The sequence below is a fragment of the Parashewanella sp. 2304DJ23-3 genome (assembly GCF_056591695.1).
Genome location: NZ_JBWQOH010000010.1, coordinates 95,135 through 111,069, shown reverse-complemented (window position 1 = coordinate 111,069; position 15,935 = coordinate 95,135). Strand labels below are relative to the sequence as shown.

Genomic DNA, 15,935 nt, shown 5'->3' with positions numbered 1-15,935 from the left:
GGTTATGGCGAGAAAAAGCGTCAACACAATCTTAAATAATCGTTTTGACCTCAATGTGTTAAAGAAATTTGATGATGGTGAAAATGTAAAGGAAACTTATGACAAGTTAAGAAAAGAATGGAGAAGTGTGCCATTATTTTTTGATTCAAACTTGAATTCGCTACAGTCCAAAGTTTCTTTTCCTAAAGAGATTGAAAATCAAGCTGCAAGAAGTTGTTTGGATTTTTATTTTGAACGTTATTACCTCCCAACCATGGGGGAAATGCAGGTCGATGGTTATTTTAGAAATATTGAGAAGAGCATAGAGTTCCCAACGTTCAAAAATGTGGATTCCACTTCAGCTTTATTTATAGAGTGTAGTCATCACCAAAGTATTTTTTCAATCTTGTATGTTCTAATCACATCATTATGTCAGGAGTTTGGATACAAAAAAGTATTCATGATGCATCAAAATGAAGAGTTAGATAAAAGATTGGAATACGAGAAAGAGATCTTAGAAAATTTACATGAGCTTGAAATAAACTTATACGCATTTAATCAAATGCGAAGTTGGTACAAAAGATTTAAATCAGAAGTAGATAAAACATCAATAGTAATCTATTTTGGTGACTTCCCTGCAAAACAAAATAGACAACAAAGCGAATCAAAAACTGTGGGGCAGCTACGTCTACCATCGTCATCTGTTAAAGAAAGCATTGTTGTAGAAAGGCTCTCTGTTGCTGAGAAAATGTCTAAAAATATAAGAGCTAATCATTACCTATGTAATATAAATGAACAGCAAGAAATAGATCTAGTACCTGCGAAGGGTGCTGAATTAACTTGTCCTATTGAATCTTGGATTTTTTGGCCAGGATTAGGTAGTTTGTATGAACTCTAATGAAGACGTTCTTTCATTCAAAAAGCTGAATCGATTTGTTACTGAAGTGGCGTCTGTTTCCGTTCAATATAAAGAACAAAATATAGAACAACAAATTTCTGACATAGCTTCTGTTTCGGATTGGGGTGACTTTTTTAAAGTTAAACTGAACTTTTCAGTGATTCCATTAAATCAGACTGCTCAACAACTACAAAACGCAAGTTTATTGTTAGCAGAACACTCACAATATGGTGCAGTTTTAATTAAAAACTCAATTGACCTTTTTAAAAGGCGTTCAACCAAGTTGTTAGTACTGAGTAGCGGTTTAGAAAAAGTTTTCATTGCTGATGAATATCGTGATATAGATAAAACCAATATATTGATTGATGAATTTGATTGGAATCATTCGTCTACAATTGCAGATTTATCAGACTATCTAGAGTTACCAATAAAGCACGCTAACCAACAAATACTAAAATTAAGCTTTCTTTCGAGCTTATTAATTAGCTTACTTTACATGTCAGGGTTAGATACTTTAAATTTTATCGTACCTTCAAATGCAACCTCGAGTTACTTTAATGTGTTGGTTTTTGTATCGATGATTATTGTTCTATTTGCTTTTAGTCGATTTTTAATTCATAAAGTACAAATTTGGTTCAGCTCAGTTGTCTCCTTTCGTAAGCAAAACCTATATTTATCGATGCTAAGCCACTTACCATTAGACAAGCACTCTCAGTTTAAAAGTCTCATAAATCAGATTGCTCAACTTGGATTACTTCAAACGGGATTAAAAAGCACAATTACGAGTTGTGTAGCCTTAATACCATTGGCGGTAAGTATTTTTATCAGGATGCCTTTTATCCTAGTAATTGTGCCTCTATTACTTACATTTACGATGACAATTTTTGAATTAATTAGAAAAGAAAAAGTGCTTGGTGTTGCAGAGGAGTTAAGTAATAAACGTATGCATACGCAAGAGGCGATATATCGAACAATTCGAAATATTCAACCTGACTTATTCTACGGAAGGGCAGTAAGTGCATTTAAAGGGTACCAATCAAAAGTAGAAGAAGGTATGGGTGATGACTATAAATTGCAATCACATGTTTCTGAGACTGAATTTAATGGACAATTATTTCAGGGAGCAGCTTTATTTGCTGTGATGCTTATAACTGAAAAGTTCATATCTACATCGACAGAAGTTACAACACTGACGATTGGCAGCGCATATATGATGCTCTATTTAACCAACACGATTTTCAGAGCATTCCCACGGCTAATTAAAGTCATTGAAATAAAGAAAGATATTAAAAATGGAGAAAAAATAGTTCAAGATATATTAGATGATGTTCTTGAGCGACACGAACATAGCAATTTCAAATTAAACGGCTTAGACATTATTTTCACTGACTTACGACTACCTCATGGGTGTGTTTTTAACGATAGTGAAACTCTATCTTTAACGCTATCACTTAATTCATTGATTGAAATTAGGGGAAAGTCTGGTTCTGGAAAAAGTACATTCATTCGTTGTTTGCTAGGAATTGATAAACCTATCAAAGGAAGTTTGAGTCTTGGTACTGTTGAGCCGTCGATGCTCAGCAATATTGAGAGGCAATATCTATTTTCATACTTAAGTCAGGATACTAAGCTTATTAGCGGCTCATTAAGAGATAACATCACGCTCTTATGTGAGGCCGAAGTCCATGATGACGAAATTTGGGAAGCACTAAAAACCGTCAAACTATTCGATAAAGTTAAATCTCTACCCTTACAGCTGGTTACACCCGTTATGGCTTCTGGTAGTGCTTTTTCTACCGGGGAATGTCAGCGAATTCTATTAGCACAATTATTACTAAAGCCTGCAAAGATTATGATTCTTGATGAAGCGCTTTCAGGTGTACCCTATGAAATGGAAATAGAAATTCTCACTAATATTAAGAGCCGTTATGTTTATTTGTTTAGAGTAAGTCATCGCCAAGGTCGTCACTTACTTCCAGATTACTGTATCCAATTAGGCAATTAAGCATGAATGGTTTCATTTCTACACCTATTAGATTGCAACGTCACCCTGCAGAGTGTGGATCTGTTTGTTTAGGAATAATTGTCGAATCATTAGGGGAAAGCTTCAGCAATAGTAAATTAAGAAACTTGTGCGGAATAGGGCGTGATGGTGCGAGTGTGAAACAAATACAAAAAGGCGCAAATCAGCTTGGGTATGAATTGAAAATTTTAAAAAAAGGCATCAGTACTCTAAAGAACCAAGCTAGTCCGTTAATTATCCATTGGAACTTAAATCATTTCATTGTTTTCGAAGGCATTAAAAATGACATTGTATATTTAAATGATCCAGCTGTAGGAAAACGAACGATAACGTTAAATGAATTTAAAAAACACTTCACCGGTATTTGTGTTGAAATCTTTAAACCCCAGCAAATTACCAGTGAAAAAAATAATACTTTTAGTCATTACTCATATTTTTCTCCAATACTTTGGCGTCAATCGGTAAAATATTTATTAATACCCGCATTTGTTTTTCTAATGATCGAATTGTTCTACGCCGGAATTTTTAATGCGTATTATGATTATGCGGTGGCAAACCAACTGAGTCTTTGGATTGGTATCTTGGCATTTTCAGGTTTAGCGCTCATACTTTTTAAGTATTTTTTTTACAATAAAATCGAGAGGCTGAAACTACATTTAATCCAAGATATAGATTATAGATTAAGCATTTTATTGACGTCCAAGTTGCTTAATAAAAGCATCACATTTTTTGAATCTCATTATGATGGTGAACTTAGTTATAGGCTTACGCAATTGAGGGACGTTTCTACTAATCTTGTTGTTTCATTTATTTATGCTTTTGAATCTTCGATATTTCTAGTGACTTCGTTGTTGCTGATATTAATCATTAATCCGCCTTTATTCTTCGTTCTTTTTCTTCCGAATTTCTTGTTAATGGCATACTGGTATCGAATACAATATGGTTTAAAAGAGTTACATATAAAAAAAGAGACAGCAAAAGGAAAAGTTAACTCTAGTCTTAACCAAAGGTTCAGTGATATTGGTAGGTTTCAAGCAATGGGTCTACAGTCAACGTTATTTCCCCCTTTGAAAGCAGACAGCATCAACTTAGAAAGTGAACAATTTCGTTATCAAAAGTTCTTATCAATTTATGAGTCAATGACACAGGTTTTAGATAGTATTACGCTTCCATTGGTTTTGTTTGCATCATCTTATCTTTTACTTATAAAAGAATTAACCTTTGGGGCGTACGCTTTTACCTATGTTCTTAGCCTTGCTGTCATCCCTAAATTGAAGCAACTTCATTATAAGTTGGACACATATTTACAAACCAAAAATTTAGCAACTGATATCGATGATTTTTTTGGTGATACCAGTGATTTTGATCCAGATGTTAAGGACAACATTGATCTTGTTGATATTGAAGTTGATGAGAAGGCATTATTTCAAGCGAGTAATATAGCCTATGCATTTAATGGCTCACAATCATTTGTATTTCGAGATATCAGTTTTTCGATTTACAAAGGTGATGTTATTTGCTTAATAGGAGAAAGCGGTAGCGGCAAAACAACATTATTAGAAGTAATTTCAGGACAAAGAAAACCAACAACAGGCAGAATGTTGGCAAACCAATTCACGGCTTTTCACAATGTGAAATCAGGTTTTGTATTCAGTGATGAAGAAGTGACAGGGTCACTCAGTGAATTTTTATTCGCAGATAATCAACCTGATAAAGATAAAATGAAACAGGCCTTGCAGTTAGTGGGATTATACGAAAAATTTGGTTTTGAAGTAGAGCAAAATGAATTTACTTCAAAGGGTTTAGAAACGTTAAGTGTGGGTGAAAAACAAAGGATCTCATTGGCGAGAGCCTTTTGTTTTAATTCGGATGTTATCTTTTTTGACGAAGCTTTTAGTCATGTAGATTTTGAAACCAGTTTGAGCATTATAGAGCGCCTCAAGGAGTTAAATGTTACTTTAATAATGTCGACACATCGACAAGAGTTACAAGAACAATCGGATAGAAAGTTCATTGTCCAGTAGTGATAAACTCTAACGAAACGGGTATTTACAGTTCGCCTTATTCTCTATTTTTTTCGTAGTAGTTTTTTTGGTAAAAACTCATAACAGTTTGGCCTATTTCACTTCTTAATTCAGACGAAACCGTTGATTTACTGATAAAGCCTACATCCATTTCTTTTGCACTTTGTTCCAATGGTTTATCTAACGTTGCCGTTATAAGTATCGCAGGAATATAGTTAAAGTCGTTACGGAGGTTCTCAATAAGTTGAAACCCATTCATTACGTCATCCAGCTGATAATCCACCAGCATGATATCAATCTCATCTTTGTACTTTCTCGTATTTGTTATGGCTTCAGCAACAGAGTTCGAAGTAATAATCTTGCAACCCCATTGTGAAAGAAGGCTATGCATTCCTTGTGTAACTTGCCACTCATTGTCAATACAATGAACAGTTACATCTTTTAAATTAGCAAACGAATTTTCCATTTTCACTTCAGATATATAGCTTAGTGAAAGAGGGACTAATACACTAAAATTACAACCTTTATTAGGTTCTGATTTTAACGACAGTTGATGCCCAAGCAATTCACAAAAACCTTTAGCAATGTTAAGGCCTAAACCAAGACCTTCGGACCCATTCTTTTGTAGTTGAGTAAATTGTTCAAACACAATATTTTGTTTTTCAAATGGTATACCCGGACCAGTATCGATAACTTGAATCTCAATAAAGTCACCTTTGCGTCGACAGCCAAGTAGTAATCTTGAATTTGGCGCATAGCGACAGGCATTACTGATAAAATTTTGCAATATACGTTTCAATAATTTTGGATCTGATTCCGCATAAAGTTCGGTAGGAACAAACTTAAAGAAGATATTGGCGTTTTCGCAAGTGAGTTCGAACTCGTTATACAAAGATAAGAATAACTCTTGAACACTGATATCAGAAATTTGGGGGGTAATACTGCCAGATTCAATTTGTGAAACTTCGTTCAAATCTTTGATTAAGTCATTGGCACTACTGATTGATGATTCTATTTGGCGAACCGTCTGCTGCTGGTTTTCTGACAACGTTTGATCATAGGCCAAAGCTGAAACGAATAATCGTGCGGCAGAAACAGGCTGCATTAAATCATGGCTACAAGCTTTGAGGTAATTTGTTTTTTGTTTATGAGCAGAATGAATTGTCTGGTTAGCAATAGCTAAATCATGATTAGATTTAGACAGTGCCGAGTTCGCACTTTTTAATTCTTCGGTTCGTTGTGAAACTAAAGATTCCAAGTCGAGGTTTTTTTCTTGAAGTAGCTTCTCTGCTTGACGATAAATAGTCACATCAGTAAATGACATAACAAAGCCGCCACCAGGAATAGGATTACCCCTAATTCGTATAATTGTACCATCAGCAAGAGAGCGCTCGGTGTTATGTATTGAGCCTTGTTTGATAAAGCTTATGCGTTTTTCTACTTGTTCATCTACTTCTGAAAGTGGCACCTTTCCTTGGTAAATCAAATTATGTTTCATTAACTCAGTAACAGAGCAGCCGTTGTATACAAGATCTTCAGGATAGTTAAATAGATCTAGATAGGCTTGATTCCAAGCGACGATTTTTAGTTCTTTATTAATGACTGAAATCCCGTCGGTGGCGTTCTCAATAGCACTCTGAAGCACGTTTTGACTAAATTTTTGTTGGCGGTCTTCAGCATGTTGAACGAAATAAGCCATTTCGGCGAGATCAATTTGGCGCCCTTCAAATATAGAAGATAGAACTAATCTTGCAGATGTCGACCCCATGACACTGGCCAGTACCATTTCCGTGTGGTTAATAAACTTATGATAAAGCTCTGCTTTATCGGTTATTTCGCTCTCTAGTATTTTAAAATCAATGTGAGTTTGCTTAGCTTTTTCGCTGCCAACAAATTTAGAAATGATAAGCAATAAATCATCAATAGAGACTTTATTTATTCCAGTTCCCTTCAGCTGCTTAAATTCTCGTTTATCAAAAAAATGTTCAAGTTGTACTTGCTCCTGAATGCTTTGACGACTGAGATAAGATAAAGCGATAACGAGCAATAAATTTGCAGCTAAAGATATAAGCGTTGCTAATGTGGTGTGACTCACTGAAACATCAATGAATGGGTGTTGATAGAAGCCTAAAGTAGGCAGTAAGTTGAGTAATAACCAAAGCCCAAAACCAATAAACATTCCTGAAAATACAGCGGCAAAATTTGCTTTGCGCCATATGAAAGCAGCAAAAAAAGCGGGACCAATTTGAGCTATAGCACCAAACGCAATTTCTCCTAGCGTTGCCAGCTTTTCAGGCGGAGCAGTCGAGTACATTAAAAAACTGAGTGTCAGAATCAGTAATACTAAAATTTTTCTCACGACCAGAAAGTTGCTTTTAAAGTCTTCAAATGAATGTTGTTTAAATTTGTTTCTTTTTAGAATAGTAGGAAAAACAACTTCATTACTCAGCATTGTACTTATCGCAATGGTTGATACTACAACCATTGCACTTGCCGCTGAAATTGTGCCAATAAAGCCGACGAGACTCATTAGAGCGTGACCATTAAAGGCTGGAAGGAAGAGAACATAAGCGTCAGGGTCGAGGGCGTCTGAATATAACAATTTTCCAGCTTGGCCAAGAGGAATCGCAAATAGTGCAAATAATAATATATAAATTGGGAACAACCACCTTGATGTTGAGGTGACGTTGGTATCTTTTGCTTCAACGATTAAGGTTTGAAATTGACGAGGTAAACATAAAAATGCTGAGAAAACGATAATTGAAAGTCCAAACCATGAAAACCACTGTGACCCTGACATTTGTGTGCTTTGAGGTTGGTTACTTGTTGCTTGCTGCCAGATTTCAATTGGGGAATCGAAGAGATAAAAGCTTACAAAGAATCCGATAGTTAAGAATGCGAATAGTTTTAGCACAGATTCAAAAGCAATCGCTATCATAATGCCTAAATGACGTTCGGTTACATCAACATTCCTAACACCAAAAAGGATCGTAAATCCAGCCAGTAAACCTGTAACGATTAGCCCTAAAAATTCAGCAGGTAAAATATTGTCTTGCCTTAAAAGAATATACGAGTTGACTATCGCCTTAATTTGTAAAGCTAGGTATGGAAGCGTACCAATTAAAATTGAAAATGATATCAACACAGCTAGCTTTTGAGATTTGCCAAAACGGTTTGCGAGTAAATCAGCTATAGACGTTGAATTGAGCTTTAAACTGACACGAATGACACGTTGGATGAAGTGCCAGCCAAAGATAAATATTAGAACTGGGACAATATAAATAGGGAGGAAAGAAAAAGCATTATTTGCAGCTTGACCTGAAATGCCTAAAAAGCTCCAAGATGTACAGTAAACACCTAAGGAAAGTGCATAAATGAATTTTTGCTGATTATTAGAGATTTTGTGACGATGCTTATTTCCCCACACTGCTAGTCCACTTAAGAGAACAGCGTAAATAATGCTAACGGTGATTAAAAGCCAATTTGAAAACACGGTAAGCACCTATCCTTAGGTTTTTATTATTTTTCATTACCATACCAGAAAACATAAATCAGGTGTAAAACGATATGCGTCGACTAAAGTCGTACGACCTGAGTCGTACGACAGATTGTCAATTGTTGCTTGTCCACTTTTTCTTCAAGGTATACCTAGATGGTATTAACCAATAAAGGGAAGACCTTGAAATGAAAACTCTAACAAAAACGCTCATAGCGACTTCAATTCTTGCTGCAGGGAGCGCACACGCTGGTTTTAAGATTGACATCAACGATGACAGTAACATTACATTTGGTGGTTACATAAAAGTGGATACTCGCTTTGTCTCTGGTGACATCGAATATCGCGACTTTTGGATTGGTAATGGTGTTCGTATGGATGAAGACAAGAGTCAATTCCGTATTTTTGCTGACGAAACACGCTTTAATACTAAATATGTTAATGGCGATTTGATGGGCTTTATAGAGATGGATTTCCTTGGTGGTGGTGGAAATCAAATTGTTTCTAACTCTTCTAAACCTCGTATTCGCCATGCTTTCATTAAATATAAAGACTTTTTAGCAGGTCAAACATGGACCACGTTCATGAATACTTCTGCGATTCCTGAAACTGCAGATTTTGCAGGTGCAACAGTCGGACTGGCCTTTATTCGTCAAGGCATGCTTCGCTATAGCACAAATGGTTTTCAAATTGCTTTAGAAAACCCTGAAAGCTGGGGTGGAGACACTTCAAAAGATTCAGTGCCAGATGTGATTGGTCGATACGATTTCAAAGGTGACTGGGGTACGGTTTCTTTTTCTGGCTTAGCTCGTGAACTTGTGACGGAAATGGGTCATAAGGAAATGGCGCTTGGTGGTTCTGTAGCCGGCAAGATTATGGTTGGTGAAAAGGACGACTTTAAATTTCAAGCTCATTTTGGTGAAGTGGGTCGCTACATTGGTGTCGGTGCATCAAGAGATGTGATCGGTGAAGAAGTAGAAGATGTGACTTCTTTCTTGGGTGCGTATCGTCATTTTTGGACTGATACCATGCGCTCCAATGTTTTTTACGGAAAAATCACTACTGATGTACAAGATATTGACCGTGACCAGTGGGGCGTAAACATCTTTGAGGACATCACAAAACAATTGACTGTAGGTTTTGAGGTAGGGCAATTCAAGATGAAGAACCCTGATGCTGACTCATTCTACGGTCAGCTCTCCCTTCGTTACATGTTGTAAATGCAAGATGCCTGAGACAGTAGTTTTTGTCTCAGGCTTTTTTTTATGTAACTGAACTAGATACTCAGCATCCCCCAAATTTTTCGCTGAATATCTAGGATTAAGGAGTAAAGCCAATGTCAGAGTCCATTCTTCAAGTAGAAAATATATCCCTCGCTTTTGGTGGTGTTAAAGCATTAACTGACGTTAGTTTTGATGTACCAAGAGGTTCTGTTTTTTCAATTATCGGCCCAAACGGAGCGGGTAAAACCTCGATGTTGAATTGTATTTCAGGTCGATACCAACCTAATAAAGGTAACATTAAGTTTGACGGTCAAAATGTCACTCATTTAAAACCTAATGATCGTGCCGATCTTGGCATTGGCCGTACTTTTCAAAATTTAGCCTTATTTGGTCATATGACAGTGCTCGATAACATCATGGTAGGTCGTCATCATCTGATGAAGAACAATTGGTTAACGGGCCCACTTTATTGGTTTTCTGGTGCTCAAACAGAAGAGTTAGCACATCGTAATGAAGTCGAAAAGATCATCGATTTTTTAGAAATTACTCATGTTAGAAAATCAATTGCAGGAAATTTATCTTACGGTTTGCGCAAGCGTGTCGAGCTTGCACGTGCTATGGCACTAAATCCGAAACTCATTTTGCTCGATGAGCCTATGGCTGGGATGAACCTCGAAGAAAAAGAAGACATGGCGAGATACATCCTCGAACTCAATGAAGAGTTTGGTGTCACGATTGTGATGATTGAACATGATATGGGTGTGGTGATGGATATTTCACACAAAGTCATGGTGCTAGATTTCGGTAAAAAGCTGATTTGTGATTTACCAGAAAAAGTCATGGACGATCCTCATGTGAAACAAGCTTATTTAGGCATAGAAGGTGATGCAGTTCTTGAGAAACAATTAGAGGAGGCATGTTAATGAAACACAAGGACATGCTCAAAGAGCACAAAAGATATATTACCAGTTTGAATACCTTCCCTAAAATTTTGCGTTATAACGCTGCGCACTGGCCGAACGATGTTGCCATGCGAGAAAAAGAGTTTGGTATTTGGAATGAGTTCACCTGGAAAGATTATCATCACCGTGTGGAATGGATGACACTGGGTTTAACACATCTGGGCATTCAAAAAGGCGAAACCATTGCATTACTGGGTGATAATCGTCCTGAATGGGTGTGGGGTGAAATTGCTGCTCATGCCATGGGCTGTTATTCACTGGGCGTTTATCAAGACTCCATGCATGAAGAAGTAGCATTTTTACTCAACCACAGTAAAGCATCAGTCGTTATTGCTGAAGATGAAGAGCAGTGCGATAAATTACTGGAACTCGGTGATCAAGTTCCGACATTAAAATACATCGTTTACTGTGATCCAAAAGGGATGAGAAAGTACGATGATGAACGCCTGATTGATATCGAAGATTTATATCGCATGGGACGCGACTATGAGTCAATGCATCATGAACATTATGATCAAATGGTCGACGCAACAGATCCAGAAGAAATATCTATCTACTGTACTACGTCAGGAACCACCTCTCGCCCTAAAATCGTTTTACTCAATAGTGGTAACTTTATTGAACATTGCTGTTCATACCTTCGCGCCGATCCACGTAAAGCGGGTGACAATTATGTGTCTGTTTTGCCATTGCCTTGGATTATGGAGCAAGTTTATGTTGTCGGCCAATCTTTGATTTCACGTCAAATTGTTAACTTCGTTGAAGAACAAGAAACCATGATGGCAGATCTTCGAGAAATTGGACCGAATTTTGTGTTACTTGCGCCAAGAGTATGGGAAGGCATTTTAGCTGATGTCCAAGCCAGAATGATGGATTCAACACGGCTAAAACGTTGGGTTTTCGAGTTTTCGCTTAGCCGAGCGGCAAAAGCGTTAGATAAAGGTAAAAAGTCGTTTTTAGCTGAAATTCTTCTAAACAAAGCACTAAAAGATCGTCTTGGCTTCTCATTCTTAACCTCAGCGGCAACGGGGGGCGCAGCAATGGGACCAGATACATTCCGTTTCTTCCAAAGTATTGGTGTACCACTTCGTCAGCTTTACGGTCAAACTGAAATGGCGGGAGCCTATACCATTCATGAAGAAACTGACGTTGATTACGATTCTGTTGGTGTGGCATTTGATACGGCGAATCTGAAAGTCATTAATGCAGATGATCAAGGTTTGGGCGAAGTTGTATCCAAAACCGTGGGTATGTTCAAAGGTTATCTGAATGACGAAGACTCATATAACGAAGATGTTAAAGACGGTTGGATGCACACAGGTGATGCAGGCTACTTTAAAGAAAATGGCCATTTGGTGGTTATTGACCGTATTAAAGATTTAGCAAAAACCAGCAACGGCTTGCAGTTTTCGCCACAATATATTGAAAACAAGCTGAAGTTTTCATCTTTTATTGGTGAAGCCGTCATTCTAGGCAAAGAACGACCTTATCTTTCTGCCATTCTGTGTATTCGCTACAGCATCGTCGCTAAGTGGGCAGAACAGGCGGGCTATGCCTTCACCAACTATACCAACTTATCTACGCTTCCAGAAGTGTATGAAAAACTCATGAGCGAAGTTGAAAAAGTGAATGAGACTTTGCCTGAAGCTCAAAAAATCAGAAAGTTTGTACTGCTCTATAAAGAGTTAGATGCCGATGATGGTGAGTTGACGCGAACACGTAAAGTAAGACGTGGTGTGATAGCCGATAAATACGGTGACATTATCGATTCAGTTTATCAAGGCGATGAGCACGTTGATGTCGATACCATGATCACTTTTCAAGATGGCAGTAAGACTCGAATTCAAACTCAATTAAAGGTAGCTAATGTTCTGCCAGTTGATGACTTTGAGCATTCTGAGGTTGATTCCGCAGTAACTAGTGATACGAGGATTGCATCATGAATACGGATTTACTATTACAACTGATCACGAATGGCCTGATCGTCGGCTTGCTTTATGGCGTGGTCGGCATGTGTTTTGTGTTGGTTTATAAATCAACACAGATTGTTAACTTCGCACAAGGTGAGTTTTTACTCCTAGGCGCATGGGTTTGTTGGGCTTTCCTTGTCTACATGCAAATTCCATTCTTCTTAGGCTTTATTTTCACCATGATATTTATGGCGCTGTTTGGTGTATTACTGCAAATGATAGTGCTAAGGCCGATGATTGGTGAACCAATTATCTCTGTCATCATGGTGACCATTGGCCTATCTATTTTCTTCCAGGCTCTAACAAAGTGGATATTTGGTGTTGCACCTCAAAGTTACCCGAAAGTGTTTGAAGCTGATTCTGTGAGCATTCTGGGACTAAACATTGAACCTGCATACTTGATGAGTACAGTCATTGCTCTGATGATCATGGTTGGCTTCTACTTCTTCTTTAAACATTCAAAGCACGGCTTAGCTATGCGCGCGACGGCGTTTGATCAACAAGCGGCTCAAAGTCTTGGTATTTCGGTAAAGCAAGTATTTGCCATGAGTTGGGGAATCGCTGCAACAGTTTCTGCGACAGCTGGGGTGGTAATGGGGATGGTAAACGGTGTCTCTGACTCGCTTTCAGTAATGGGAATAAAAGTTTTTCCAGCGGTTATTCTGGGTGGTCTTGATTCCATTGTTGGCGCCATTGTTGGTGGTTTAACCATTGGTGTGCTTGAAAACTTAGCAGAGTTCTTTGACAGCCAGTATTTCCATGTTGGCAACATGTATGACATAGCCCCGTTTTATGTCCTGCTGATCATCCTTTGGTTTAAGCCCTATGGTTTATTTGGCACCAAAGACATTGAACGTATATAGGGCATTGGAGGAGAATCATTATGTCAAGTTTAACTATGCGCCCTTGTGGTGACTTTAGAACCTCATATCGTCAGGATAATACTATTTTTGAAACACAAACTATTCGAATGGTGACACTGTTCGCAATAGCATTAGCGTGTTGTGCACCATTTATATTGGATGCATATTATTTAACTCTGTTCATTCAAGTGTCCTATTTAGGTATTGCCGCTTTAGGCTTAAATATTCTTGTAGGCTTTACAGGGCAGATTTCTTTGGGTCATGGCGCCTTCTTTGGTTTTGGTGCATTTGCTTCAGCTTGGTTGAATACGAGCTTTAATATTCCAGTGATCTTCTGTATTCCATTGGCAGGTTTTTTAACCATGGCAGTAGGGATGATGTTCGGGATGCCTGCAGCAAGAATTAAAGGGTTATACCTTGCTATCGCAACGTTAGCAGCACAATTTATCATGGAAGACTTTTTTGCTCGTGCGGACTGGTTTTCAGGTGGTAGTGCAGGATCGTTAGCTGAGCCAATCAGTATATTTGGTTTTGCGTTCGATACAGATGAAAGCTTCTATTATGTCGCCCTTTTTGCTTTGGTATTCATGTTTATTTGGGGTTGTAATCTCATGCGTAGCCGTGATGGCCGTGCTTTTGTTGCGGTTAGAGACCATTATTTAAGTGCTGAAATTATGGGGGTGAAACTGAATAAATATCGTCTGCTTTCATTTGGTATTTCAAGCTTTTACGCTGGTATTGGTGGTGCACTTTATGCTCATTACCTTGGGTATGTATCGGCTGAAGGTTTCACGATATTCATGTCGATTCAATTCTTAGCCATGATCATTATCGGTGGTTTAGGCTCAGTCAAAGGCACAATGTTTGGTGTGATCTTTATGGTGCTACTGCCTGAAGCAATGGAAAGTGGTGTCGGACTACTGAAAATGACTGACATAGGCAACAGCCCTATGCTGGTGGACGGCTTAGCTTACATCAAAGAAATGTCTATTGGTCTCGTTATTATCTTGTTCCTCATATTTGAACCTGAAGGTTTAGCGCATCGTTGGAATCAAATTAAGAACTATTGGAAGTGCTATCCATTTGCATATTAGTTCGTCATGCCAGTGACTTTTGTTGTTCAGTTTTTAAAGCCACATGGATTAAAAATTAAAATAAATAAGTTAAGGGAAATAACCATGAAACTATCAAAATTAACACTTGCAACACTGACATCTATTGCAGCAATGTCGGCGGCAGTACAAGCTGAAGACAAAGTTTTTGTTGGCCATTTAGCAGATATGTCTGGCCCAACCGCATTCGTTGGAAAGGAGTATGCCAACGGTATTCGTGATGCACTGACCTATATCAACAAGAACGGCGGCATAAAAGGAACAGGTTTAGAGTTTGAAACCATTGATTACGCTTATAAAGTGCCTCAAGCGATTGCTTCGTATAAGAAATGGAAAACACGTAAAAAAATGGTAGCAATGCAAGGCTGGGGAACCGCAGATACAGAAGCATTAATTTCATTTGTTGCGAGAGATAAAATTCCAGTTTTTTCAGCTTCTTATTCTGGACACTTAACTGATCCACAAGGAAAGAACCCGCATACTAAAAAGCCTGCACCATACAATTTTTTCTATGGTGCATCGTATTCTGATTCTTGCCGTGCATTAGCGCAATGGGCTGCTAAAGACTGGAAAACAAAGGGGGGGGAAGGTAAGCCGAAATTCACTCACATAGGTGCAAACCATCCGTTCCCTAACGCACCTAAAAAAGCCTGTGCTGAGTACGCCAAAGAATTAGGGTTTGATGTACAGCCTCCTGTAGTGATTTCAATGAAGCCGGGCGACTTTAAAGCACAGTGTTTAAGCCTCAAGAGTTCAGGCACCAACTATGGTTACATTGGCAACTTGGGTGGTTCAGTAATGTCACTGGTTAAATCGTGTAATACGGTTGGTACTGATGTTCAATTTATGTCAAATATTTGGGGTGGTGATCGCAAGATTTTTGAAGCGACTGGCTCGGGTATTAAGAATTATATCTTCCCAACAATGACACCGTTTTGGGATTCAAAAGCACAAGGCATGGCGTTGGTGAAAGCTATTTCCAAAATGTCTGATGTATCAGGTGAAAAGCAACGCCCTCATCATTACATTCGAGGTATTTGCTCAACGTATTACATGAAAGAAGCAATGGAGTGGGCAAAAGATAATGGTGGAATTACAGGTGCGAATGTTAAAAAAGGCATGTATGCCCGTAAAGACTGGGTTCCTACAGGCTTAGAGGGTGTTTGTTTACCTGCAACTTGGTCAGCGGATGATCACCGAGGTATTGCAGAAGTTAATATCTACAAAGGTAACTACAACAAGGGTGATGTCAGTATTGAACAAGTCGATACGGTAAGCCTTGAACGTCGTCCAGATTGGTTAGGTTACTAATTATATTGTGTCGTACCTGTTTATTCAGGTACGACAAGTAAAAAGCGTAGATAAACAGATTCAAGGAAGTAGTA

10 protein-coding genes are annotated in these 15,935 nt (G+C 38.1%); 9 read left to right on the top strand and 1 reads right to left on the bottom strand.

Translation table 11 applies throughout. From position 1 onward, the window contains the following. Positions 1 to 4 precede the first annotated feature (4 nt). From AC1EU2_RS15835 to AC1EU2_RS15825, 3 genes are read left to right on the top strand one after another with little or no spacing between them, the layout of a single operon-like run. On the top strand, positions 5 to 877 hold the full coding sequence (locus AC1EU2_RS15835; RefSeq protein ID WP_480299251.1) for a hypothetical protein: 873 nt from the start codon (positions 5 to 7) through the stop codon (positions 875 to 877). Next, entirely contained in the window at positions 867 to 2,882 is a 2,016-nt protein-coding gene (locus AC1EU2_RS15830; protein WP_480299250.1) for an ATP-binding cassette domain-containing protein, read from the top strand. Before AC1EU2_RS15835 ends, AC1EU2_RS15830 begins: the two co-directional genes overlap by 11 nt. Before the next feature lie 2 nt (positions 2,883 to 2,884). After that, on the top strand, positions 2,885 to 4,924 hold the full coding sequence (locus AC1EU2_RS15825) for a cysteine peptidase family C39 domain-containing protein (RefSeq protein WP_480299249.1): 2,040 nt from the start codon (positions 2,885 to 2,887) through the stop codon (positions 4,922 to 4,924). Between the two features lie 37 nt (positions 4,925 to 4,961). On the opposite strand, the gene AC1EU2_RS15820 is transcribed toward AC1EU2_RS15825, so the two are convergent. Next, on the bottom strand, positions 4,962 to 8,417 hold the full coding sequence (locus AC1EU2_RS15820) for a PAS-domain containing protein (protein ID WP_480299248.1): 3,456 nt from the start codon (positions 8,415 to 8,417) through the stop codon (positions 4,962 to 4,964). Between the two features lie 191 nt (positions 8,418 to 8,608). On the opposite strand from AC1EU2_RS15820, the gene AC1EU2_RS15815 reads away from it, so the two are divergent. The 6 genes from AC1EU2_RS15815 to AC1EU2_RS15790 all read left to right on the top strand — a co-directional run bounded on the left by AC1EU2_RS15815 (position 8,609) and on the right by AC1EU2_RS15790 (position 15,861). Further along, positions 8,609 to 9,640, top strand: a complete 1,032-nt coding sequence (locus tag AC1EU2_RS15815; protein ID WP_480299247.1) for a DcaP family trimeric outer membrane transporter — start codon at positions 8,609 to 8,611, stop codon at positions 9,638 to 9,640. 116 nt (positions 9,641 to 9,756) lie between these two features. Next, positions 9,757 to 10,566 (top strand): ABC transporter ATP-binding protein, encoded by an 810-nt coding sequence (locus AC1EU2_RS15810; protein WP_480299246.1) that lies wholly within the window; start codon positions 9,757 to 9,759, stop codon positions 10,564 to 10,566. Then, positions 10,566 to 12,548 (top strand): AMP-binding protein, encoded by a 1,983-nt coding sequence (locus AC1EU2_RS15805; protein WP_480299245.1) that lies wholly within the window; start codon positions 10,566 to 10,568, stop codon positions 12,546 to 12,548. Before AC1EU2_RS15810 ends, AC1EU2_RS15805 begins: the two co-directional genes overlap by 1 nt. Continuing rightward, entirely contained in the window at positions 12,545 to 13,438 is an 894-nt protein-coding gene (locus AC1EU2_RS15800) for a branched-chain amino acid ABC transporter permease (RefSeq protein ID WP_480299244.1), read from the top strand. Before AC1EU2_RS15805 ends, AC1EU2_RS15800 begins: the two co-directional genes overlap by 4 nt. 20 nt (positions 13,439 to 13,458) lie before the next feature. Then, positions 13,459 to 14,532 (top strand): branched-chain amino acid ABC transporter permease, encoded by a 1,074-nt coding sequence (locus AC1EU2_RS15795; protein ID WP_480299243.1) that lies wholly within the window; start codon positions 13,459 to 13,461, stop codon positions 14,530 to 14,532. An 84-nt stretch (positions 14,533 to 14,616) separates the two neighbouring features. Then, positions 14,617 to 15,861 carry an ABC transporter substrate-binding protein gene (locus AC1EU2_RS15790; RefSeq protein ID WP_480299242.1) on the top strand — a complete coding sequence of 415 codons (1,245 nt, stop codon included), beginning with the start codon at positions 14,617 to 14,619 and terminating at the stop codon, positions 15,859 to 15,861. Positions 15,862 to 15,935 lie beyond the last annotated feature (74 nt).